This window comes from Maricaulis sp. D1M11 (assembly GCF_047308265.1).
GTDB lineage: Bacteria > Pseudomonadota > Alphaproteobacteria > Caulobacterales > Maricaulaceae > Maricaulis.
Genome location: NZ_JBKQWY010000002.1, coordinates 94,928 through 118,731, shown reverse-complemented (window position 1 = coordinate 118,731; position 23,804 = coordinate 94,928). Strand labels below are relative to the sequence as shown.

At 60.4% G+C, this 23,804-nt stretch carries 22 protein-coding genes; 16 read left to right on the top strand and 6 right to left on the bottom strand.

Features of this window, described 5'->3' with window-relative positions; all coding sequences use genetic code 11:
• Positions 1-245 precede the first annotated feature (245 nt).
• The 13 genes from RMQ97_RS04680 to RMQ97_RS04620 all read left to right on the top strand — a co-directional run bounded on the left by RMQ97_RS04680 (position 246) and on the right by RMQ97_RS04620 (position 13,314).
• Positions 246-899, top strand: coding sequence for a flagellar hook-length control protein FliK (locus tag RMQ97_RS04680; protein WP_413659692.1), 654 nt, complete (start codon positions 246-248; stop codon positions 897-899).
• Between the two features lie 9 nt (positions 900-908).
• Positions 909-1,574: a flagellar hook assembly protein FlgD gene (locus tag RMQ97_RS04675; protein ID WP_413659691.1), complete on the top strand. Its 666-nt coding sequence runs from the start codon at positions 909-911 to the stop codon at positions 1,572-1,574.
• A gap of 98 nt (positions 1,575-1,672) precedes the next feature.
• The gene (locus tag RMQ97_RS04670) at positions 1,673-3,058 is read left to right on the top strand and encodes a flagellar hook-basal body complex protein (RefSeq protein WP_413659690.1); all 1,386 of its coding nucleotides are present in this window, start codon (positions 1,673-1,675) and stop codon (positions 3,056-3,058) included.
• Between the two features lie 189 nt (positions 3,059-3,247).
• Entirely contained in the window at positions 3,248-3,517 is a 270-nt protein-coding gene (locus RMQ97_RS04665; RefSeq protein ID WP_413659689.1) for a DUF1153 domain-containing protein, read from the top strand.
• A gap of 314 nt (positions 3,518-3,831) precedes the next feature.
• Positions 3,832-5,481, top strand: coding sequence for a flagellar basal-body MS-ring/collar protein FliF (gene fliF, locus RMQ97_RS04660; RefSeq protein ID WP_413659688.1), 1,650 nt, complete (start codon positions 3,832-3,834; stop codon positions 5,479-5,481).
• Positions 5,482-5,484: 3 nt separating this feature from the next.
• The gene (gene fliG, locus RMQ97_RS04655; protein ID WP_413659687.1) at positions 5,485-6,510 is read left to right on the top strand and encodes a flagellar motor switch protein FliG; all 1,026 of its coding nucleotides are present in this window, start codon (positions 5,485-5,487) and stop codon (positions 6,508-6,510) included.
• A 9-nt stretch (positions 6,511-6,519) separates the two neighbouring features.
• Entirely contained in the window at positions 6,520-7,167 is a 648-nt protein-coding gene (locus tag RMQ97_RS04650) for a FliH/SctL family protein (RefSeq protein ID WP_413659686.1), read from the top strand.
• Between the two features lie 13 nt (positions 7,168-7,180).
• Positions 7,181-7,537: a flagellar motor switch protein FliN gene (fliN, locus tag RMQ97_RS04645; protein WP_413659685.1), complete on the top strand. Its 357-nt coding sequence runs from the start codon at positions 7,181-7,183 to the stop codon at positions 7,535-7,537.
• A 43-nt stretch (positions 7,538-7,580) separates the two neighbouring features.
• Positions 7,581-8,954: a sigma-54 interaction domain-containing protein gene (locus RMQ97_RS04640; protein WP_413659684.1), complete on the top strand. Its 1,374-nt coding sequence runs from the start codon at positions 7,581-7,583 to the stop codon at positions 8,952-8,954.
• A 116-nt stretch (positions 8,955-9,070) separates the two neighbouring features.
• Positions 9,071-11,143: a flagellar biosynthesis protein FlhA gene (gene flhA / locus RMQ97_RS04635; RefSeq protein WP_413660016.1), complete on the top strand. Its 2,073-nt coding sequence runs from the start codon at positions 9,071-9,073 to the stop codon at positions 11,141-11,143.
• Between the two features lie 21 nt (positions 11,144-11,164).
• On the top strand, positions 11,165-12,160 hold the full coding sequence (locus tag RMQ97_RS04630; RefSeq protein WP_413659683.1) for a flagellar biosynthesis-like protein (FlhF): 996 nt from the start codon (positions 11,165-11,167) through the stop codon (positions 12,158-12,160).
• The gene (locus RMQ97_RS04625; RefSeq protein ID WP_413659682.1) at positions 12,160-12,960 is read left to right on the top strand and encodes an AAA family ATPase; all 801 of its coding nucleotides are present in this window, start codon (positions 12,160-12,162) and stop codon (positions 12,958-12,960) included. The genes RMQ97_RS04630 and RMQ97_RS04625 overlap by 1 nt, the downstream gene beginning before the upstream one ends.
• Before the next feature lie 30 nt (positions 12,961-12,990).
• Complete coding sequence (locus RMQ97_RS04620) at positions 12,991-13,314, top strand: hypothetical protein (protein ID WP_413659681.1); 324 nt, start codon at positions 12,991-12,993, stop codon at positions 13,312-13,314.
• A gap of 73 nt (positions 13,315-13,387) precedes the next feature.
• On the opposite strand, the gene RMQ97_RS04615 is transcribed toward RMQ97_RS04620, so the two are convergent.
• Positions 13,388-14,374, bottom strand: coding sequence for a DUF6607 family protein (locus tag RMQ97_RS04615; protein WP_413659680.1), 987 nt, complete (start codon positions 14,372-14,374; stop codon positions 13,388-13,390).
• 135 nt (positions 14,375-14,509) lie between these two features.
• Here RMQ97_RS04615 and RMQ97_RS04610 point away from each other — a divergent pair, with 135 nt between their 5' ends.
• A complete protein-coding gene (locus tag RMQ97_RS04610) occupies positions 14,510-16,609 on the top strand; it encodes a TonB-dependent receptor domain-containing protein (protein WP_413659679.1) in 2,100 nt (699 codons plus the stop codon).
• Positions 16,610-16,725: 116 nt separating this feature from the next.
• On the opposite strand, the gene fliJ is transcribed toward RMQ97_RS04610, so the two are convergent.
• A complete protein-coding gene (fliJ, locus tag RMQ97_RS04605) occupies positions 16,726-17,142 on the bottom strand; it encodes a flagellar export protein FliJ (protein ID WP_413659678.1) in 417 nt (138 codons plus the stop codon).
• On the bottom strand, positions 17,139-18,479 hold the full coding sequence (gene fliI / locus RMQ97_RS04600; RefSeq protein WP_413659677.1) for a flagellar protein export ATPase FliI: 1,341 nt from the start codon (positions 18,477-18,479) through the stop codon (positions 17,139-17,141). Before fliI ends, fliJ begins: the two co-directional genes overlap by 4 nt.
• A 267-nt stretch (positions 18,480-18,746) precedes the next feature.
• Between fliI and RMQ97_RS04595 the strand changes: the two genes are divergently transcribed.
• Both RMQ97_RS04595 and ctrA read left to right on the top strand, forming a co-directional pair.
• Entirely contained in the window at positions 18,747-20,177 is a 1,431-nt protein-coding gene (locus tag RMQ97_RS04595) for a hypothetical protein (RefSeq protein WP_413659676.1), read from the top strand.
• Between the two features lie 372 nt (positions 20,178-20,549).
• Complete coding sequence (ctrA, locus tag RMQ97_RS04590) at positions 20,550-21,245, top strand: response regulator transcription factor CtrA (RefSeq protein ID WP_413659675.1); 696 nt, start codon at positions 20,550-20,552, stop codon at positions 21,243-21,245.
• Between the two features lie 141 nt (positions 21,246-21,386).
• Here the strand turns inward: ctrA and RMQ97_RS04585 are convergent, their stop codons facing one another.
• Genes RMQ97_RS04585 through RMQ97_RS04575 form a run of 3 tightly spaced genes read right to left on the bottom strand, consistent with a single transcriptional unit; the run spans position 21,387 to position 23,800 of the window.
• On the bottom strand, positions 21,387-22,226 hold the full coding sequence (locus RMQ97_RS04585; RefSeq protein WP_413659674.1) for a CheR family methyltransferase: 840 nt from the start codon (positions 22,224-22,226) through the stop codon (positions 21,387-21,389).
• Entirely contained in the window at positions 22,223-23,416 is a 1,194-nt protein-coding gene (locus tag RMQ97_RS04580) for a protein-glutamate methylesterase/protein-glutamine glutaminase (protein WP_413659673.1), read from the bottom strand. The genes RMQ97_RS04585 and RMQ97_RS04580 overlap by 4 nt, the downstream gene beginning before the upstream one ends.
• Before the next feature lie 9 nt (positions 23,417-23,425).
• Entirely contained in the window at positions 23,426-23,800 is a 375-nt protein-coding gene (locus RMQ97_RS04575) for a response regulator (protein WP_413659672.1), read from the bottom strand.
• Positions 23,801-23,804: the final 4 nt, after the last annotated feature.

The following is a 23,804-nucleotide window of genomic DNA, read 5'->3' as shown; positions in this document are numbered from 1 at the left end:
CAGTTGCAGCGCCTGCACCGGCATTCTCCGTCGAGCCCCGCGCTGTGCGAACAGAGACCGGACCGGCGATACAGCGTCCCGCTCAGGGCAAGTCTTCAGCCTCCGCAACCGCAAAATCCGCATCCTCGCTCTTCTCGGGAAGCGCTTCGACCGCACCCAGTATTCAGGCAAACACCCAGACGAACACGCCGAACATCGTGATCCAGCCGGCCTCACAATCGAGCCAGGCTGTCGATCCTCTGTCTATGAGCCCGCCCCCAAACGCCGAGGGCGAGACCCGCACACCCGCGCCGGCTGGCCTGCCCGGGCCTGTCACCGATCCCGCCCTGCTGGCCGAGAATGCCGAGACCAGTACGGACACGGGTGATGCAGATATCAGCCTGGACCGTACAGAGCCGCGCACCGCCGCCGCCACGATCGCCAAATCAACCGCAGCCCAGACCCAGACCCGTTTTGCCCCTCACACCGCCCATCAACTGGCCGCACAGATCTCTCAGCGCTTCCAGTCTGGCGCGAAAGTGTTTGATATTCGACTGGATCCGGCCGAGTTGGGCCGTGTCGATGTTCGTCTGGAAGTCGGTCATGACAACCGGGTGCAAGCGGTCCTGGCCGCCGAACGCCCCGAAACCCTGGCGGAACTCCAGCGCTCCGCCCGCGATCTGGAACGCGCCCTCCAGGACGCCGGTCTGGATGTCGGTGAAAACGGACTGGAATTCCAGCTGCGGGATGAAAACGGGTCCGAAGAGTTTTCAGGGTCAGACGACGGATCAAACCCGGCGACGGGCCCTGTATTGAATGCCTACGCAGAGGGAGGTGACCTGCTCGTCACTGCCTCTCCCCTGATCGAGACATATGGATTTTTGCTGCAATCGCGCGACAGCGTGGATGTGCGAGTCTAGGAGGTCATCATGACAGACGTAAGCGGTGTACAGACCACACCCACAGCCGCCACCCAGACGGCAGCCAATGAGCTGAACCAGAATTTTGAGATGTTCCTGACGCTCCTGACCGAGCAGATGAAGAACCAGGACCCTCTCAATCCCCAGGACAGCCAGGAATTCGTCAACCAGCTGGTCCAGTTCTCCGGTGTTGAGCAACAGATCAACATGAATGAGAATCTAGAAACCCTGTTGATCCTGCAATCCGCCGCGGCCCAGACCTCTGCGGTGGGCTATATCGGTCGTTATGCGACTGCCTCGACGGATCAGGCCCAGCTGGCCGATGGCCAGGCGGTCTGGGATTACGACATGCCCAGTGATGCCACCGAGGCCACGATTATCGTCAAGAACGCTGCGGGCGATATTGTTGCCCGTGACGACGCTGAACTGGCGGCCGGCAAGCACAGTTTTGTCTGGGATGGCGAGCAGGATGATGGCTCGGCCGCTCCGGACGGTATCTATTCCATTGAAGTTTTGGCCACGGATGCCGACGGTGAGACCGTCGAAGCCAGCATCCAGGCCACCGGCAAGGTCACATCCGTGGATCTGTCGGGAAGTGAAGTTGTCGTCTCCATGGGCGGCATCGATGTTCCCCTGTCACTGGTCCGGAGCATTCGCTCGGATCTGACCCAGTAACGACCAGGCTGCGGCCTGAACCGGACTGCCAGAATGGCACGCCGGTCTAAACATCAGCAGAAAGCTCCAAACTCGCTAAACGAAGCTAGGAGCCCAAAATGAGTATCAATTCCGCCCTGCTGTCCGGCGCATCTGGTCTGCTCGCCAATTCCAGTGCCCTGTCGGCCATCTCGGACAATATCGCGAACGTGAATACGGTCGGCTATAAACGTGCCCAGGCCATTTTCACGCCTATGTACGACGCCAGTGCCAATCCGGCTCGCTATACAGCCGCCGGTGTCGGGTCTGCCGCGCGTCTGGCCATCAGTGAATCCGGCCTCCTGACCGCCGGATCGTCTCCAACCGACATGGCCATCGCAGGCAATGGTTTCTTCGTGGTCCGCCAGGATGCCGATGCCGGCGCCGCCGATCCGGTCGCCTTCACCCGTGCGGGCCGCTTCAATGCCGATGCCCTGGGCTATCTGCGCAATGATGCCGGCGCCTATCTGGCAGGCTGGCCGGTGGCTGCAGACGGCACAGTGGTCACCAACCCGTCCGATCTGAACGAGCTGGAAACCATCAATCTGTCATCCATTGGTGGTGCCGCGGAAGCCTCGTCCATCGTCGGGATCAACGCCAACCTGGATCGCGACCAGGCCGTTTCGGCTGCCGAGGCCACCTACGACCCGACCGACAGCCTCAACAACATGGCGTCGGGTACAGTCACGCCGGACTTCCAGCGCTCCATTCCAATCTATGACAGCCAGGGTGGTGTGCGTACGCTCACCATCTCCATGCTCAAGAGCGCCAATGCCAATGAATGGCATGCTGAACTCCACGTCACACCGGCCTCCGACGTCACCACCGGCGCGGGTCTCTTTGACGGCCAGATCGGCACAGGCGTTATCTCTTTTGACGAAGATGGCCGCATCGACACGGCCAATACCACGCTGCCCACAGATTTCAGCTTCCTGGGGTCGAGCAACGCCGCAGCACTGGGCGCCAACGAATTCCAGTGGGCCGCGGGCGCGGGCATTGCAGCCCAGTCGATCACACTGGACTTCGGCGCACCGGATGCTCCGGGCGGCTTCACCCAGTTCGCCAGCCCGAGCGCCCTTCTGTCCACCAATGTGAACGGCTCGGCCTTCGGTAACTTCGCGGGTGTGGAAGTGGACGAGGCTGGTTTTGTCTATGCCAAATTCACCAACGGCATCGTGCGCCAGATTTATCAGATCCCTGTCGCGACCTTCGTGAACCCGAACGGTCTGGAAGCCCAGGCTGGGGGTTCCTACACGGTGACACCGGATTCCGGTCCGTACACGCTGAGCGCCGCCGGTATTGGTGTCGCAGGGGATGTTGTCGCCTCGACACTGGAAAACTCAAACGTGGACCTCGCCACCGAGTTTACCAATCTCATCACCACCCAGCGGGCCTATTCGGCCTCATCCAAGATCATCACAACGGCCGATGAAATGCTCGACGAAGCGATCCGGATGAAGCGTTAATCCACCACAGACCCACTCAAGCCGGCCCTCCCTTCGGGGGGGCCGGTTTTTTTTGATTCAAATTCGACTCAATAACGCGAAAAACCCGGTTTCATTTATTAAAGGTAAATTTACCCAGACACTTAGGGTCATGTTAAATTCGCGCCCGTATAGTCCCCATCATAAAGCCATAACAAACGGGGATCGGACATGCAGCCGCGCCTTAAAAAAGAAAACTATGTCATTGGACCGGATGGAACACCACTTACGCTGGGCGACCTGCCCAAGCCGGACACCCAGCGCTGGGTGATCCGCAGAAAGGCGGAAGTTGTCGCGGCCGTACGCGGCGGATTGCTTTCGCTGGAAGAGGCCTGTCAGCGTTACTCGCTGACGGTCGAAGAGTTTCTGGGCTGGCAACGCTCCATCGATAAACACGGACTGGCAGGTCTGCGCACGACGCGCCTGCAACAATACCGATAGCGCTTTCCCCCTGACCGAGCGCTAATCAGCAGCGGTTCCGCACCCCCTCGGGACCGCTGCAACCCCTTGCCTGACCCTACACGGTCTGCCTGCCCATTCGCAGCCTGCCCACCCTCGGGTGTGGGCCGGTCACGCGGCTGGGTCGCCTGGACCTCACCAGACTTCAGACATTCTGAACCGTGCTGTTAAAAACGTGCAGCGCGGTAATGATCTATGCGGCAAAGTTAAAGGGTCGTTTACCTTCAAGGTAGGAAAATTCTGCCCAGTGCTTCGCGAGTGATTTGTCGCGAACAGACGAAGGGCAGGGTTTTCGCGTGAACGCGTTTTTTGAACAGCTTAGGGCTTTCGGCGTCGGTCGGCTGACAGCTATTTTCGGTCTCGCCGCCGGTGTGGCCGCCGCCATGGTGTATTTTTCCGGTGCCGTGGGCGGGGGATCGCAGGCCCTTTTGTATTCAGCCCTGGACCCGGCCGAGGCGGCCTCCATCAGCCAGGCCCTGGATCAATCCAACATCCGGTATGAAATCCGTGAGGGCGGATCGGCCATCTATGTGGATGCAGCCCAGGTCGACGAAGCCCGTGTGCGCGTAGCCGCCGGTGGGCCGCTGGCGGGAGCGTCCGTGGGTTATGAGATCTTCGACCGGTCGGACAGTTTCAACCAGACCAGTTTCGAGCAGAACATCAATGCGCGTCGTGCGCTGGAGGGCGAGCTGGCCCGCACCATCCAATCCCTCACCGTCATCTCCTCGGCCCGGGTCCATATCAACATGCCCGAACGCCGGGTCTTCGCGCGCGACCAGCAGCCGGCCACCGCGACCGTGACCGTGGGGACACGCGGCACGCTGAACGGTGAACAGATCCGGGTGATTCGCAACATCGTCGCCAGCGGGGCCGGTCTTGAAGCCGGTAATGTCGCTGTCTCGGATGAACGCGGCCGACTGCTGGCGGGCACCGATGGCGAGGATGCCCTGTCGGTGATGCTCGATGACCGCCGCAACCAGGTCGAAGAACAATTGCGCCGCCGCATTCTCGATCTTGTCGAGGGTGTTGTCGGCGTGGGCGCTGCCCGGGTCCAGGTGACAGCCGAGCTCAACCGGAATCATGTCGAAGAACGTAGCGAGACCTATGATCCAAACGGGTCTGTCCTGCAGTCAGAGCGCCGCAACAACACCCAGTCCGCCAGCCGGGATGGCGGCCCGAACGCAGTATCCGCTTCTGAGAACATTCCTGACAATGCCGGGGCTGAAGGCGGCGAAAGCGGCCCCTTCGACACGTCCGAAAGCAGTGACAGCGAGCGGACCTTTGCCCTGTCGAGCACAATCCGCGAAGAGATCCGCCAAGCCGGTGATATCGAACAACTCTCCGTGGCTGTCGCCGTGGATGGCATCGTGACAATCGCTGAGGACGGGACAACCCAGTGGGCCGAGCGTCCGCAGGCCCAGATTGATCAGATCACCGAGCTGGTTCGCTCAGCGATGGGCTTTACCGATCAAGGCACCGGAGCCCGTCAAGACCAGCTGGTGGTGCGCCAGTTCGAGTTTGCGCGTGCAGACCCGCTGCTGGGCACGTCCGCCAGCTCACCCTTCTCGATGAACAAGGGCGATATCATGCGCGTTGCGGAGATCGCCGTCATGTTCATCACCGCCCTTCTGATCATCTTCCTTGTCGCCCGTCCGCTGGTGAAGAGTGCCAGTGGCGCCGCGGTCGCCGCCATGGACCCCGGCCTCGCCCTGGCGGGTGCCGGTGCCGGTGGCGCAGCCCTGCCTGAAGGCGCTGTGGCTGCGGCCCTGCCCTCGCCGGACGGATCCATGCCCACCGCGCTCCCCGGCGGCTCGGATGATGGCATCGATATCGCCAAGATTGATGGTCAGGTGAAAGCCTCCTCGGTCAAGAAGGTCGCCACCATTGTGGAACAACACCCGGAGGAATCGATTTCCATCCTCCGCACCTGGCTGCACGAGAGCTAGACGATGTCGCAGGGAAAACGCTCCATCGATGATCCCAACCGGCTGAGCGGTCCGGAAAAGGCCGCCGTGATCCTGCTGGCCCTGGGCGAGGAAACCCACGGCTTGTGGGACAATCTGGACGAGGAGGAGATCCGTGAAGTCTCCTCCGCCATGTCCAATCTCGGCTCCATCAGCGCCAATGCCGTGGAAAAGCTGATCGTCGATTTTGTCGGCCAGATGTCGTCCACGGGCTCGTTGATGGGCTCGTTCGAAGCCACACAACGCCTGCTTGGCTCCTTCCTTCCCGGAGACAAGGTTGAGTCCATCATGGAAGAGCTGCGCGGTCCCGCCGGGCGCACCATGTGGGACAAGCTGGGCAATGTGAATGAGGTGGTGCTGGCCAATTATCTCAAGAATGAATACCCGCAGACTGTGGCGGTGGTGCTTTCCAAGGTGAAATCCGACCACGCCTCACGTGTTCTGGCCGCCCTGCCTGAAGACTTCGCCCTCGAGGTGGTCTCCCGCATGTTGCGCATGGAACCGGTGCAGCGCGAAATTCTCGACAAGATCGAGGAAACGCTGCGCACTGAATTCATGTCGAACCTGGCCCGTACGGCCAAGCATGACAGCCATGAGATGATGGCGAACATCTTCAACAACTTCGACCGGCAGACGGAAAACCGCTTCCTCGCGGCCCTGGAAGAACGCAATCGCGACAGTGCCGAGAAGATCCGGTCCTTGATGTTTGTCTTCGAGGATCTCTCCAAGCTCGACCCGGGCGGCATCCAGACGCTCCTGCGGGCCATCGACAAGGATCAGATGGGGCTTGCCATGAAGGGCGCGTCCGACAGCCTGCGCGACCTCTTCTTCTCCAACATGTCTGAACGCGCCGCGAAAATCATGCGCGAAGACATGGGAGCCATGGGCCCCGTCCGCCTGAAGGATGTGGACCAGGCCCAACAAGCCATTGTCGCCCTCGCCAAGGATCTGGCGGCCAAGGGTGAAATCATGCTCGCCGACGGCGGCGCCGATGACGAGCTGATCTACTAGGAGACCGCCATGAAACCGATGCGTTTCGATTTTGACACCGAATTTGACCGGAATGGCGAAATCCTCCGGGAGGGTGAGAGCTATAAGCGCTTTTTCACCCAGGATGATGTGGATGCCGCTCGCATGTGGGGTGTGGAAGAAGGCCGGGAGATGGAGGAAGGCAAGTGCGCCGACGCGCTCCAGGCCGTGGCCTCGCAGATGCAGCTCATCCTTGCCCGCCTCACCCAGGAATCCGAAGCCCTGCGCGAGGACGCCACACGTCTGGCCCTGGCGGTCGCTCGCCAGATCGCCGGTTCTGCTCTCGATCAGTTTCCACAGGAGACATTGCTGGAAACTGCCCGCGAAGCACTTCAAGACATTAGATCCGAACCGCATTTTTCCGTGCGTTGCCATCCCGATCTCGTCGACATGCTGTCGGAGCGACTGACGGACACGGCACGTATGGCGGGATATGACGGCGCGATCATTGTCCGGCCGGACCCGGGCATGCGCAGCGCTGACATCCGTCTGGAATGGGCATCGGGCGCCATTGAACGCCGCAGTGAAGATGTCGCTGCGCGCATTGAAGAGATTGTCGAACGCTGGCTGCAGGCGCCCGCGCAAGACCAACAGGATCCCGCCCTGCAGACGCCGATGAGCGGCGCGAGCGCGGCCTGAAGGAGACCGAGCCATGTCTGATGATCTCGACCTTCCCGATCTGAGCGGCGGACAGCCGCAAGCGGGCAATGCAACCCCGCCGGCTCCCGGTCAGTCGATGCTGGAAGAAGAAGAAAAGAATGCCGCCGATCTGGCGCCGGTGTTTGACGTTCCCGTCAATATCTCCGCGGTGCTCGGCAAGGCCAATATCGATGTGAACTCCCTGCTCAAACTGACCGCCGGATCGGTGGTCGAGCTGGATCGCAAGATCGGGGAAGCCATCGATATCTACGTCAATAACCGCCTCGTTGCACGGGGCGAAGTGGTCGTTGTGGAAGATCGCCTGGGCGTGACCATGACGGAAATCATCAAGGACGGGGACACGGCATGATGCGTGAAGACCAGACCGTCGTGTTCAGCAGGGAGTGGACGTTATGCGCGTATTGATCGTGGGAAGCCTGGGCGGCCAGCTCTACACCGCCACCAAGATCGCCATGGATCGCGGCGCCACCGTTGCGCAGGTCGATACGATCGAACAGGCCACAAGCCATTTGCGGGCCGGTCGGGGGGCCGACCTGCTGATGGTCGATCTGTCCCTGGACGTCCAGGCACTGATTGATGCCAATGAGCGCGAACGGATTTCCGTTCCGGTTGTGGCCTGTGGCGTCAATGTGCGTCCCGAAGCTGCCGCGGCCGCCATCCGCGCCGGGGCCAAGGAATTCATCCCGCTGCCGCCAGATGCCGACCTGATCGCCGCCGTTCTCGAAGCCGTGGCCGACGACGAACGTCCGATGATCGCCAGCGATCCGGCCATGCGCCAGGTCATCGAACTCGCCGAACGCATCGCGCCGTCCGACGCCTCGGTGCTGATCACCGGTGAAAGTGGTTCGGGTAAAGAGGTCATGGCGCGCCATGTCCACGCCCGGTCCCGCCGCTCAGCCGCCCCCTTTGTGTCGGTCAACTGCGCCGCCATTCCGGAGAACCTGCTCGAATCCGAACTGTTCGGTCATGAAAAAGGCGCGTTCACCGGCGCTATGGCCCGCCGCATCGGTAAGTTCGAGGAAGCCAATGGCGGTACATTGCTGCTCGACGAGATTTCCGAGATGGATGTGCGCCTGCAGGCGAAACTGCTCCGCGCGATCCAGGAGCGTGAGATCGATCGTGTGGGCGGTACAAAACCGGTCAAGGTCGATATCCGTATTCTCGCCACCTCGAACCGCGATCTGCGCAAGGCCGTGGCGGACGGTGTGTTCCGCGAAGACCTGCTCTTCCGTCTCAACGTGGTCAATCTGGCCCTGCCGCCGCTGCGTGAGCGCCCGACCGATATCATCGCGCTGGCCGAGCATTTCGTCCGCAAATATGCCGATGCCAACCAGATCGAGGAACGTCCGCTCTCTGATGCGGCGCGCACCCATCTGATCGCGCGGGAGTGGAAGGGCAATGTGCGTGAACTGGAAAACGCCATGCACCGCGCTGTGCTTTTGGCCAACGGCCGGGAGATTGGCCCTGACGCGATCCGCATGCCGGACGGCTCGGCCTTTTCCAGTCAGTCGGGCGGCAATGTAGCCCGTCAGGCTGCGGATGCTGCCGACGCCGCCCAGCGCGTGATGGTTGGCAAGACCGTGGCCGAAGTGGAACAGGATCTCATCCTCGACACGCTCGATCACTGTCTGGGCAATCGAACCCATGCGGCCAATATCCTGGGCATCTCCATCCGGACCCTGCGCAACAAGCTGAAGCTCTACGCCGATCAGGGTGTCGAGGTTCCCCAGCCCAATCAGGGCATCGGCGATATTTCTGCGGCCTAATGGCCCAAGGCGAGTAAACACGCGTGGCGGATACAGCACCCACTTCAGGTCAGACCAGCGAGACGTCCGGCGAAACATCCGGCGGATTCGACCTGCCCAGAATTTTGAAACTGGCCATGCGCGGCGATGTCGCGATGGGGATCGGCATTCTGGCCATTCTGGTCATGCTGCTTTTGCCCATGCCGGCCATTATGCTGGATCTGGCGCTATCACTGTCGGTCTCGGCATCGGTCCTGGTCTTGATGACCGCGCTTTTCATCAAGAAACCGCTGGAATTCTCAGCCTTTCCCACTGTGTTGCTCATTACCACGCTCTTGCGGCTGGGCCTGAATATCGCCTCCACCCGTCTCATCCTGTCGCGCGGACATGAGGGCACACACGCCGCCGGCGGCGTCATCGAGGCCTTTGGCGGGTTTGTGATGCAGGGCAATGTCGTCATCGGCGTCATTGTCTTTGCCATTCTGGTCATTGTGAATTTTGTCGTGATCACCAAGGGGTCCGGTCGGATCGCCGAGGTGGCGGCCCGGTTCACGCTGGATGCGATGCCCGGCAAACAAATGGCCATCGATGCCGATCTGTCCTCCGGGCTGATCACGGAAGCTGAAGCCCGTCAACGCCGCCAGGAACTGGAAGGCGAAAGCAATTTCTACGGTGCCATGGATGGTGCCTCGAAATTCGTCCGCGGCGATGCCATGGCCGGTCTCCTGATCACCGCCATCAATCTTGTCGGCGGTATTGTGATCGGGGTCGTCCAATCCGGCATGGCGTTTGGCGATGCGGCCAGCACCTATTCCTCGCTCACGATTGGCGACGGTCTGGTCTCCCAGATCCCGGCCCTGATCATCTCGGTCGCCGCCGGTCTCCTGGTCTCCAAGGCCGGCGTGAATGGCGAAGCCGACAAGGCGGTCTACGGACAGCTGACCGCCAAACCGCAAGGCATGGCGCTGGTCGCCGGTGTGGCCCTCCTCGTGGGTGTTCTGCCGGGCATGCCCTTCCTGCCGTTTGCCATGATGGCAGCCGGTGCCGGAGGCCTGGCCTGGCTGAACCGGAACCGCGAAACCGAGGATGCACAGAAAGCCGAAGAGGCCCTCGCAGACGCCGCACGCGGCCCCGGAGAGGCCGGAGCGGACGGGCAGAGCGAAACCCCGGCCGAAGCGCCGATCGAGGACAGCCTCGCGATCGACGAGCTGAAAATCGAGCTCGGTTATGGCCTTCTCCCGCTGATCAATGATGTGGAAGGCCGCAAGCTGACCGACCAGATCAAGGCCTTGCGTCGCTCGCTGGCCGAAGAAATGGGCTTTGTCACCCCGGCCGTGCGCATCGTCGATAATATGACGCTAGGCAATGAGGAATACGCCATCCGGGTGAAGGAGCTGGAAGCCGGGCGCGGAGAAATCCAGCTGCAAAAGCTTCTGGTCATGGATCCCGGTGGTCTGCCGATCGACCTGCCCGGCAAGCATGTGAAAGAACCCGCCTTCGGTCTCCCTGCCACCTGGATCGATGAAAACCTGCGCGAGGAAGCCTCTTTCCGCGGTTACACCATCGTTGAACCAGCCCAGGTCATCGTCACACATCTGACCGAATCCCTGCGCGAGAGCATGGCGGACCTTCTCTCCTATGCCGAGGTGGAGAAACTGATCGACAAGCTCTCCAAGGAACACAAGAAGCTGGTGGAAGACATTGCCCCGGCCCAGATCACCCGTGCAGGTATCCAACGTGTGCTGCAGAACCTGATCAAGGAACGGGTCTCCATCCGCGACCTGCCCACCATCCTTGAAGGGGTTGCCGAAGCCAGTGCTGCAACACAAAATCTCGACACGATTGTCGAACATGTGCGCACCCGGATTGCCCGCCAGCTGTGCTACGCCAATCGTGACGTGGAAGGCCAGTTGCCGGTTCTCGCCCTGGCCCCGCAATGGGAACAGACCTTCCAGGAAGCCCTGATCGGTGAAGGTGAACGCAAGCAGCTGGCCCTCGCACCGTCCCGCCTTCACGATTTTGTTGAGGCGATTAGAAACTCTTTTGAAACCGCCGGCACGCAGGGTCATGTTCCTGTACTGCTGACGAGCCCACTGATTCGCCCGTACGTTCGGTCACTTGTGGAGCGATTTAGACCGCAAACTGTGGTCATGTCGCAAAATGAAATCCACCCGACCGCCCGTCTGCGCACGCTGGGCCATGTTGGCTAAGCCGAGCCGGAATATTCGACAATGCGTCTGAAAACCTTTGCCGCCCCCAGCCTGACTCAAGCCATGTCGGATGTCCGACGGGAAATGGGTCCCGAGGCGGTTATCATCTCCACTCATGACGGCCCGGAAGGCGGCGTCCAGGTCCGTGCGGCCTCCGACGCCCCCATGCGCGAGGCGGAACCGGAACCTTTGCGTGATCGGGGCGCCCGGCTGGCAGATGAATGGCAGATCGAACGCGGCGACCATGAAGACGAACACCTGGAGCGCATCATCCGCTCTTTAGGGTTTCACCGCGTGCCCGGTATTGCCGCGCAAAGCCTGATCCGCTCTGCCCAGGATTTGTCCGACGGCGTATCGGTGGCCCGCCTCGCTCACGCAATTGAGGCGCGCTATGCCTTCCTGCCAATCCCGGCGATACCGGAAGTCCCGCTTTTGTTTGCCGGCACACCGGGTGTGGGCAAGACGTCAGCCATGGCCAAGATTGCCGCACGCGCCACAGGCGCAGGGGCTCGCCCGTTGATGATTTCCTGCGACGGTGAACGCGCCGGTGCCGATGCCCGCCTGGCCAGCCTCGCCAAAGCCATGGGCGCAGACTTCAAGGCTGTGGACGATCCGCGTGAACTGTCCGACGCCTTGCGCGACATTACTGGCCCGGTGCTGATCGACAGCCCCGCCGTCAACCCGTTTGAACTCGATGATCTGGACATGACGCTGGCCTTTGCCGATGCCGGTGATGCCGAGATCATTTATGTCTTTGATGCCGGACTGGCACCGGAAGACGCTGAAGATGCGGCCTCTTTGTTTGCCTCCATCGGGGCGGGGCGCGCCATCCCGGTCAAGCTCGACTGCGCCCGCCGTATGGGGGCTCTGCTGGGCGTGGGCGAAACCGGCCTCGCCTTTTCACAACTTTCTTCCACGCCCTTTATTGGCGGTGGTCTGGCTCCGGCCACACCGCTGCGCCTGGCCCGCGCGCTTCTGGACGAACGCGACATGCCATTTGACGAGGCGATTGACTGATGAAACTGGCCACTGCACCGGAACACCGCGCCGCCGGGCGCATTCTCGCCGTCGCTTCTGGCAAGGGCGGGGTTGGCAAGACCGCAATTTCAACCGGACTCGCCCGCGCTTTTTCGCAATTGGGTGAGCGGGTTCTCCTGGTCGATGGTGATCTGGGTATGGCCAATGTCGACGTTCAGCTGGGTCTGAACCCCTCCTCGGACATCGCCAGCGTGATCAATGGAACAGTATCGCTGGAGAAGGCTGTTTGCCCGGCCTTTGGCGGCGCGCCCGAACGCGGCGGGTTTGACGTGATTTCCGGTCGCTCCGGATCGGGCGCCCTGGCCAATCTGTCCGGTCCCAGCCTGACCAAGCTGGCAGCAGGCACTGCGGCCCTAGCCTTGTCCTATGATCGCGCCATTCTTGATCTCGCAGCTGGAGCGGACCGCTCGACCCTGCGTCTGGCCCTGGCCGCGGATGATGTGATGATCGTGCTCAATGACGAGCCCACATCGCTGACCGATGCCTATGCCTTCGTCAAATCCCTGCGCTTGCAGGATGACGGTGCGGCCCCGCTCGTCGTGGTCAACAACACACCCAACCGGGCAGCGGCTCATGACGCCTTTTCCGCTTTCAAGAAGACCTGCGAGAGTTTTTTGAGTTTCACGCCTGTCCTGGCCGGAATCGTCCAGCGCGACGACACAATTCCGGCTGCGATTCGGGCACAAACCCTGGTCGCCATCCGCTCCCCTCAATCCGGGGCATCGCGTGATCTGGATGCGCTCGCCGGAACTCTGGCCCGCGGCAAGGAAGCCGCCTAATCTACCCGCTCAAAGAGTTGGGGGCTTTGCATGTATGATTCATTTTCCGAACGACTGGCCTATGGCTTCACCGGTTTCGACTGGTGGCTGATCATCGTCCTGTCACTGGTGGGGGCGCTGATCATCCGCAAATGGCCACAATGGCCAGCCGCGGCGGCGATTGCGTTTCTGGTCGATTCCGTGGCGCCCTTTTTCTTTCGCGTCGCGACCGGTGTGCCCGTGGATTTCGCATTTGATATCGCCTTCAGCCGCGTCGATGAGCGCGGCGGCATAGTCGTGCTCCTGCGCCTGTCGATCTATTTCATCCTGATCGCGTTCTTCTTCTGGACCAAACGGCGCTATGGCCGGAACTAGCCATCACCATCGGTGACATGAAAACGGGCGACTGATGGCTCAGCCGCCCGCCTATCACCGGTCTCCTGCCTGACTAGTCGACCGGTTGAATCTGGCTTTCCAGGAAGGGCTGGATGTCCTCCCAGGCTTGATCCGTTGTGGATTGTTCGAACAACACGCTCTGCCCAGCGTCCAGAATGGCGCCATATAGTAGCGTGCCTTCGGCATCATCCTCGATATGGAAGGCCTGGCCCTCGGTTTCCAGCGCCAGGAAATGCTCGCGCACCCGGGCCCAGTACGCCTGGGTCAGGTCCCAGTAGTCATACGCCGCCTGCGCGCCCTCGACCGGGGCTTCGCGATAGGTATTGATGCCAATTTCTCGCGCAATCTCCGTGGTCACCCCATCACGCAGGGCGATTTTCGAATTGTCCTGCTCATGGGTCCAGCCCCAATTGAGAATGGTGTGCCGGTTCACCGCAGCAATCGCGTCATAGTCATCACGCGTTGTATCATCCCGGCGCGGCAGCGGACGCAGGGACACCGCCGGTTCCCACGTGGAAATCCCGTTATCATCATGGGTCCAGCGTGCGAGGCCTGCATAACGCGGACTGTCATCCACCTGGTAGACTGTCTGCGACCACGCCCCCGAACGATCGTCAGCAGCCACGCTTTCAATCACCCAGTCATCATGTCCCTGAAACGCCAGCAGGCTGGCCGGTTCATATCGCCAGTCCTGACGCCAGTGCTTCACGATGAAAGGGTCTTCCGCCGAGCCCACGACCAACAGATGCTGCAGCATGATCGTGTCGCCCGTGTCTTCCACGACAATGACGATCTCGCGAGCCGGCGTCAGTTTCGGTTCAGCGAGCTCGTAACCCGGAGCAACAGCCACGGTCTCACGGAAGTCGAACGTCACCTCGTATTCGCCCTGCATGGCCAGGATCGCCGCGCGATCGGCCTCAAACCGGGAAGCGTCGGCCGCGACCGGCGGGACACTGTCCCGCAAATCAATATCGGTCGTCACCGTACACCCACCCAGCAAAACCAGTGCGCCAAGTCCAGCCGCCATCATCGTTTTCATCTGAATTCCCCTTGAGGTCTCAATCTGCGCGCCGAAAAGCCCGCATGCTTATTGTGAGTGTTTCTCACTTGCAATTGCATAAATCAAGGCGCAATAACGTCGCAGTTGATAATCATTCGCAGTTCAGGGGTGACCATGAAATATCTTCTTCTCGGCAGCGCAGCAGCCTTTTGTCTGCCCGGCCTGGCGCTGGCTCAAACAGACACCACCATCGACGACATTGACGACATTGACGACATCATCATCGTCGAGGCGACCAAAACCAAAATCGACGCCTTTGATTATCCCGGCCTGCTCTCCAGCCTGGACATGGAAACGCTGGATCTGCTCCGGCCCGCCGATCTTGATGATTTGCTGCGTGACATTCCGGGGCTCGACATCGCTGGCGGTCCCCGGCGCACGGGCCAAACCCTGGCTCTTCGCGGTCAGGGACGCGAGAACACCACCCTGCTGCTCGATGGCAGCCGCCAAAATTTCACCTCGGCTCATGATGGCGTGCTTTTTGTGGATCCGGCCCTGCTTGTCGGTGTGGAGACGGTGCGCGGCTCATCATCGGCTCTTTATGGCTCCGGCGCTTCGGGCGGGGTTATCGCTTTTCAGACAGCCAGCGCGCAGGACCTGTTGGACGCAAACGATACTTGGGGTTTCAATCTCGGCGCAGGTCTCTCCTCGGTCTCCGAGGAAGTACGGACATCAGCCAGCCTCTATGGTCAGACCGGCCGGTTCGATGGTCTCGTCTCTGTCAGCCAGCGTTCCAGTTCGGACATCCGACTGGCTTCAGGCGATGATCTGCCCGCCGAGGATGAGCTGTTTTCCAGTCTGATCAAGGTAGGCGCGGATCTGGGCGACGGCCTGCGCGGTGAACTCAGCTGGCAACGTTATGAGGGTGAGGCAACAGAACCCAATAATGGTCAGGGCCTTGCTGTTGCAGATCCCCTCAATCTTCTGGTCGACAAGGATATCACGTCCGACAACCTTGCCCTGACAGTCAATCTGACCCCGCCCTCTGTGAGCTGGCTGGATCTGGATGTTACCGTCTACCGCAACACGTCCACGGTGGACGAGGCTGAACGATCGAGCGACCGCTTTCTTTCCCGCGAGTTGGAAACAATCGGCGTTCGCGCTGATCAACGTTTTGAGTTCGATCTGGGAGCCTATGACGCAGCCCTGACCGTGGGCGGTGAGTATTACGAGGACACACAAACCGGTCTGGACACGGCGGCCACGGATGGCATTCGTGGCGGCGCTCCCAATGCGTCCAGTCAGTACACAGCCGGTTATACCCAGCTGGAACTGACCGGTCCGGCGCCGTTCAGCCTGCCCGGTCGGATCACCCTGGTGCCCGGTGTCCGGTATGACGATTTCGAGACCTCATCTGATCTTGCTGGCGATACGTCAGACAGTGCTACGTCTACACGCTTCGCCGCGACATATGCCCCCGTTGAGAGCTTCAATATCTTTGCAAGCTGGGGAGAGGCCTTCCGCGCGCCCTCGATCAATGAACTCTATATGGACGGGACCCATTTCTCCCTACCCCACCCCATCCTGGGTGCGCCGGTGTTCATCACCAATGAGTTCATTGCCAATCCGGATCTCCTGCCGGAAGAAACCGAAACCTGGGAACTGGGTGTCAGCGTGCGCCGCAACGGCCTGTTCACCTCAGCGGACCAGCTGGAATGGCGGACCGCCTATTTTGAAACGGACGCAACAAATCTGATCGATCTGACGGTCGCGTTCGCGTTCAATCCCACGTGTTTTGCGCCGCCCTTCTTCACACCGTGTTCGGCGGGCACCTCGTTCAGCCGCAATGTCGGCAATGCCGAGCTGAGCGGTATCGAGTCCCAGCTTCGCTATGAACACGGCCCGTTCAGTCTCGATGCCAGCTATAGCCATATCGATGGTGAGGACAGCGAGAGCGGTGATCCCCTGGGCTCCCTCTCGCCTGACCGGCTTTTCCTGGATGCGCGCTGGACCCTGGACGCACAGCGTCTGGTCCTGGGCGGTCGCATGGAATGGGCGGCAGAGTTCGACAATACGACAAGCCCGGACGCGGAACGCGATGCGTATGCCGTGTTCGGCGCTTATGCCCGCTGGCAACCGCTGGAACAGAGCGGCCTCACCATCAATGTCGGCGTCGATAATCTGTTTGATGAAGACTATGAGCGGGTTTTTGCGGGTGTCACCGAACCTGGCACCAATGCCCGTCTCGATGTGCGCTGGTCCCGCAATTTCTGATCCGTCTCCTGCGCTCCGGTCCGTCTCACAGCCCAACCACATGCGGGCCGGGGCAAACACAAAGGCCACCTCCCATGGAGGTGGCCTTTGCTGATCGGAGAAGTACTCGGTCTGCGCTAATGCGAGCGGCGATGGCGGATCTGGGCCACTTCATCAAGCCCGTCCTGCTCTGCGCGTCTGACAGCATCTTCGGCCCGGGCCAGGCGACGCTCTTCGAGGAGTTCGTATTTCTTCAATTCCTGGAAGGCTTCGGACAAGCGCTCGCGCAAGGCATCCGCCTGGGTCTCAACCTCGGTGAGCGAGGCGCGGATGTTTTCCTTCCGCTTGATCACCGCCTGGGCATACGATCCATAGGCCAGATAGCCTTCCTTGGACTGGGTCGCCTGGGCCTGTTCCTCAGGTACGGACGCCTCCAAACGGACGATCTGGTCATTCAGCGACGCTTTCGACCGGTCCAGCTCGGCAAGCTGTTTTTGCAATTCCTCGACCTTGAACCGCGCCAGTCGGATCAAAGGTTGATGCGAGCGTGTCATGCGACGACTCCTTCACCACCATGTAAAATCTGAGCCAGACCCGCGAATGTCGTCGGAATGTCCGACGCATCGTCTTTTGCCTGGGTCAGAAACCCTTCAAGAGCCGGATTGAGCGCGATGGCCCGGTCCACCTCCGGATTCGCCCCCTGGGAATACGCACCCAGGCGGATCAATTCTTCCATATCGCCGAAATCGGCGAGCAGTTTTCGAGCCTCGGCCACCAGCGGTCGCTCGGCAGGGTCATAGACCTCAGGTGCAGAGCGGCTGACCGATTTCAAAACATCGATCGCCGGATAGCGTCCACGTTCTGCGATGGAGCGATTCATGACCACGTGACCATCGAGAATACCGCGAACCGCATCGGCTACGGGCTCGTTATGATCATCACCATCCACCAAAACAGTGAAAAGACCGGTAATGGATCCGCTTTTTTGTCCAGGACGTACAGGCCCCGGACCAGCGCGTTCGAGAAGCCTTGGTAATTCAGCAAAAACCGAGGGCGTAAAGCCCCGCGTCGTCGGCGGTTCACCGGCCGCGAGGCCGATCTCGCGCTGGGCCATGGCAAACCGTGTCACCGAGTCCATCAGACACAGGACATCCAGACCCTCATCCCGGAAATACTCGGCGACCGTCAATGTCATATAGGCGGCCTGGCGACGCGCGAGAGCTGGCGCATCCGAGGTTTCGGTCACGACGACAGACCGCTGGCGACCGTCGGGCCCCAGCACGTCTTCCACAAATTCGCGCGCTTCGCGGCCCCGTTCACCGATCAGCCCGATCACGATCACATCGGCCGCACAGGCCCGGGCCAGCATCGACATCAAAACGGATTTACCCACACCGGAACCCGCAAAAATACCCAGGCGCTGTCCGCGCCGCATCGGCGTGAACGTGTTGAGCGCCCGCACACCCAGATCCAGGCGCTGACCCAGCCGGTCACGGCCATGAGCTGACGGCGGATCCGCCTTGATCAGACAGGCCCGTCCGCCTTCCGGCAAATCACCCTGACCATCAAGCGGTCGGCCGAACCCATCAATCACACGGCCTCGCCAGGCCAGACTTGGGCGAATACTCGCCGCATCCGGTTGCAGAAACACCCGCGCACCCGGTCGCACGCCATGCAAGGCGCCGAACGGCATGGTCAGCGCTGTGGTGCCGCGAAAGCCGACAATCTCACACGGCGCGCCGCCCTGGGGTGTCTCAATCACCGCATGGGCGCCCAGGCTCAGGCCAGACTGTGGCCCTTCCACCTCGACCATCAAACCGTTCAGTGCTGTGACCCGCCCTTCGAGAATGCGGGCATCAAGCCGTCCGATCCGATCGATAAGTGTTTGCATTGGCCTGTCCTGACATGACATGCACCCTGGAGAATCAGGATGACAGGGAAAGCCTAGGAAGCGTCGGTTGCCGGTGTGTAAACACCCGGCAAAATCTGCAGCCCTGATGTTTTTCCGCTCCACCGGTTCACAAACGCGTGCGACACGCTAGTTTGGCGCCATCACTCAGCCACTCACGTGACGAGTCCTGCAAGAAACTGGAGCCTCCCGGGAGACGGATGAGGCCATGTTCCGCAGACCGCACGCCCCAACTGACGGGAGACACGCATGCCGCCCGCCAAGTCGCGCACGCTTATTGCCGGTTCTCGGCCCAAACTGAAAACGCGCAGCCGCGCTCACAAGGACAATCTCTACTCTCAGATCCGTGAGAGTAAGTTTCGTCGCTACATCCAGCATGACCTCGCCCAATACCGCGCCTATCTGCGCGACGGAGGGGCATCAGTCTATTCGCAGAGCGAACTGGACGAGCTGGAACGCGCCGGAGTATCCGACCGCCTGCCCCCGCGCGCCACAGGATACTATATGGACCTCGCCCGCCGCAGCGAGGCCGTGCGGAACCTGATCAAGGCCCGCCCGGAGGAAACGAATGACCTCTCCGGAGAAAGCGATCCGTCCAACCAGCTGTCCTACAGCCCGGTTCCCGGACTGCTGCACAAGTATGAACTGGTCCTTCTCTATGTGGTGCGGGCCTGCTCATCCTGGTGCCGTTACTGCTATCGCTCCGATTTCCTGACCGGCAAGACCGAGAAGGATACCGGCTCGATCCACGAGATCCGGACCTATATCGAAGATCACAACGCCAAGGTCGCACGCGGCGAAACCACGCGCCCGCGCATTCGTGAAGCCCTTCTGTCCGGCGGCGACCCCATGGTGCTGTCGAACCGCAACCTGTTCGACTACCTCAATGGCCTGGCCGAGGCCGGCCTCGACATCATCCGGATCGGTACGAAAGAACTCGCCTTCTTCCCGGAACGGATCGACCAGAACTTCCTCGACATGCTGGACCTGTTCCATGAACTGCACCCGCAGGTCCTCATCTCGTTCATGGTGCACTTCACCCACCCGGATGAAGTTCTCCATGTCAACGAGGACGGCAGTTACACATTCGATGAGACCGGCCGCCCAGTGCGCAACCCGCTGGTAGCCGACGCCATCACCTCTCTGCGCTCACGCCCGTTTGTGACCCTGGAGAACCAGACCCCCATTATCGACAGTGTGAATGATGACGAACAGGCGCTTCGCCTGTTGCAACAGGAAATGAAACGCCTGGGTGTCAATAATCACTATTTCTTCCAGTGCCGGGAAATTGAGGGGCATCGCGCCTTCGCCGTCCCGGTAGAAACCGCCTATCAGCTGCATCGGGACAGCCAGTATGGTCTGTCGGGCATTGAACGTTCGCGTTTCTCGCTCTCAACCGAGGCAGGCAAAATGGAAGTGGTGGCTTTGATCGACCCTGTGCGGAATGTGCCCGGTCCGCTGGGTGAACTTCTTGAAGACGGTCTCATCATATTCCGGCTGCACCGTTCCCCACATGAAGCCAAACAGGGCACAACTCTGATCGCCCGGAGAAATCCGGATGCGCTCTGGCTGACCGGTTATGAAGACCGGATGATCTATGATGGCCGCAAGGATGTTGCTGATGAGCGTGTCGCCGGACTGCTGGCGCTCGCAGACACCGCGCTGATGGCTGCCGAATAACACAACAAGCTGTGGAAAACTTAGATTCCGTGCGATTTGAGCCTTTGCAATGGCTCGGTTCGCACGGTTTTCCTCAGCGGATTATAGTTTGATCACGGTAGCTTGCGCATACTTTATGCGATTATAAAACATACCTGACACTGTCCTTACCCATTATTTTCATTAGATAAATTAGTTAACAGCGTAAAAGTTAACAGGTTTTTCTGATCAACCCCCTGCACCGATTCTGTCGCTCGCTGCGATTCCGGGGTCTGGTCAAGACGCGGTTAATGTTCGTTAAGGGTTTCCGCCTAGCGTACGAATAAGGTTAATCATGATCCGACCGGGCGTGAGGCTGATTCGCGCATGCCCAACTGAGACCGGAGGCGAACCATGCGGGTTCTTCTGATTGAAGATGACCGGGCGACAGCCCAGTCAATTGAACTGATGCTGAAGTCCGAGGGCTTCAACATTTACACCACTGATCTGGGTGAAGAGGGTGTCGATCTCGGCAAACTCTATGATTACGACATCATCCTGCTCGATCTGAACCTTCCGGACATGCCGGGCTTTGATGTGCTCAAAACCCTCCGCGTGGCCAAGGTGGATACGCCGATCCTGATCCTCACGGGTAATGCGGACATCGACAACAAAGTGCGCGGCCTGGGCTGCGGCGCTGATGACTATATGACCAAGCCCTTCCACAAAGACGAGATGATTGCCCGCATTCACGCCATCGTCCGTCGCTCCAAGGGCCATTCCCAATCGGTCATTCGCACCGGTCAGATTGCCGTCAACCTCGACGCCAAGACCGTCGAAGTGGACAATCAGCGCGTCCACCTGACCGGCAAGGAATATCAGATGCTCGAGCTGCTCTCCCTGCGCAAGGGTACGACGCTCACCAAGGAAATGTTCCTCAACCACCTCTATGGCGGCATGGACGAACCGGAACTGAAGATTATTGACGTCTTCATCTGTAAACTCCGCAAAAAGCTCGCCTCTGCCACGGAGGGTGAACACTATATCGAAACTGTCTGGGGTCGTGGTTACGTGCTGCGTGACCCGGTCGAGGAAAAAGTCGCGTCCTAAGACAGCGCTCCCAACCCGCATGGAAGCCCGGATCCACAGGATCCGGGCTTTTTGCTGTGTCACATTCAATGCACGCTGACTATGAGCCAATAAAAAACCCCGCCAGAAGCGGGGTTTTCTGTGTTTGTCAGTCTTGATCCGTCAGGCCGCCAGAGCCCGGATACCATCCTCGCCGCGCGCGTACAGCCCACGACGACCCTGAACCGGTGAGAAGTCACTGGACAGGCCGACGACGGTCTCGGCGGCTCCCATCACCAGATAACCATCGGGAGCCATCTGACGGGCCAGACGGGCCAGCACGCCCTTCTTGGACTCGGCATCGAAGTAGATGAGCACATTGCGGCAGAAGACGACATCGAACATGCCCATCGAACCGAAATTCTCCAAAAGGTTCTGGCGCTGGAAATTCACCATCTGGCGAATATGAGGCTTGATCCGCCACTGATCGCCGTTCTGATCGAAGTGCTGGACCAGCCGCTGGATCGCAAGGCCACGCTGAACCTCAAACTGGGTGTAGATCCCGGCCTTTGCCTTCTCCAGAATACGCGGCGCCATATCTGTTGCGGTGATCTCGATACGCAGCCCGCCCAGGCGAGCCTTTTCCTCATCCAGGATCATGGCCAGGGAATACGGCTCCTGACCCGAGGAACAGGCCGCGCACCACACACGCAGAACACCGTTACGAGCCCGGGCACGCGACATAACCGGCAGTATGTCCTGCTTGAACAGGTCAAACGGGGTGTTATCTCGGAAGAAAAAGGTTTCGTGCGTAGCCAGGGCTTCTGTGATGCCCCAGAGCAGGCGCTCATTCTTTTCACGACGCGCAGCACTGATCAGCGCCTCGATAGACGGATAACCCTCAGCGCGCGCCAGCGGCGACAATCGGCTTTCCAGAAGATAGCCCTTGTCCATCGACAGTACGAGACCGGAACGCTTGTAGGCTTCCTCGGCCACAAAGGCCATGTCATCGTTTTTGATCATGATTGCAGTCCACCCTTGGCGCGCCGGACTATGCCCGGTCCTATATCTTTCAGGGTCAGGATTTCATCAGCGAGACCCGCCTCGGCCACCGCTCCGGGCATGCCCCAGACGACGCTCGTCGCTTCATCCTGTACCAGCACGGTTCCTCCGGCATTGCGCAGAAGACGTGCACCTTCGCGTCCGTCATGGCCCATACCGGTCAGAACAATGGCGAGCGCCTGTCCACCAGTGGCTTCGGCCACGGACTGGAAGAGCGGATCGACAGCCGGACGGCAGAAATTGACCGGCGGTGTCTGATCCAAGACGGCGTAAAATCCGCCGGCATCCTTTCGAACCGTCAGATGGAAATCACCGGGTGCCAGATAGATCCGGCCAGCCAGGAGACGTTCTCCATCTTCCGCTTCCTTGCACGGCAAAGCCCCGGCTTTCGTCAGGTGCTCACCGAGAATTCGGGTAAACAGCGCCGGCATGTGCTGTGCAATCACAACCGGAGCCTTCACATCCATTGCATTGAATGCGGCGACCACATCACGCAGGGCCTGGGGCCCACCCGTGGATGAGCCAATGGCGATCAATTGCGGCCGGGCATTGGAACGGGGCGTATGGCGCTGCCCAGGAGGCGCAGCAACCGGATTGAACGCCCTGCGCTGGGGCGGAGCAGCAGGTGTAGCGGCCGGACGTGCGGGCGGTGCCGTTCGCGCTGCCGGTCGCGGTGCGGCCGCGATTTCACGTTGACTGGGAACCGGCGGAATGGGCCGCGGCGCCAGCGCTTTCAGCTTGCCCAGTAGATCGCGCCGAAACTCTTCCGCCCCGGCCAGGCGCCCGGCCTGGGGTTTGGACGCATAATCCGCAGCCCCCATCGACAGGGCACGGATCGTCACCTCGCCACCGCGACGGGTCAGCGTCGAGGCCATGACGATCTTGGCGTTCGGACACGCCTCAATCAGCATCGGCAACGCGGCAAGCCCGTCCAGCTTGGGCATTTCGACATCAAGAACGATAAGATCAGGCTGTAGGTCCCGAGCACGGGCTACACCCTGCTCGCCATCCACAGCAGATCCGACCAGATCGAGGTCAGCATCTTCTTCAATCCATCGGGTCATCAGACCACGCGCGACGGCGCTGTCATCAATTACGATGACACGGGCAATCGCAGTGGCGGATCCGGGGCGAGCGACTGTCTGGCTCATGCAAAACCCCTATGACGCGCGCAACAGGCCGGTCTGTTCGAATTTCGACTGGATAATATCCCCGTCAAACGGCTTCATCACATATTCGTCGGCCCCGGCCCGGAGCGCTTCGGTGATGTGCGACATGTCGTTTTCCGTAGTGCAGAAGACAACGATCGGCTGATCACCGCGTTCTTCGCGCCGCAGGGCTTTGACAAAGTCGAGACCGTTCATGATCGGCATGTTCCAGTCCAGCAAAACCGCATCCGGCATATGCTGTCGGCAGGCGTCCAGGGCTTGCTGTCCGTCGGCCGCTTCCTCACAGCTGAAATCCAGCTCCTCAAGGATTTTTCGCGCAACCTTTCGGATGACACGCGAGTCATCTACAACCAGACAGGTTTTCATCCCC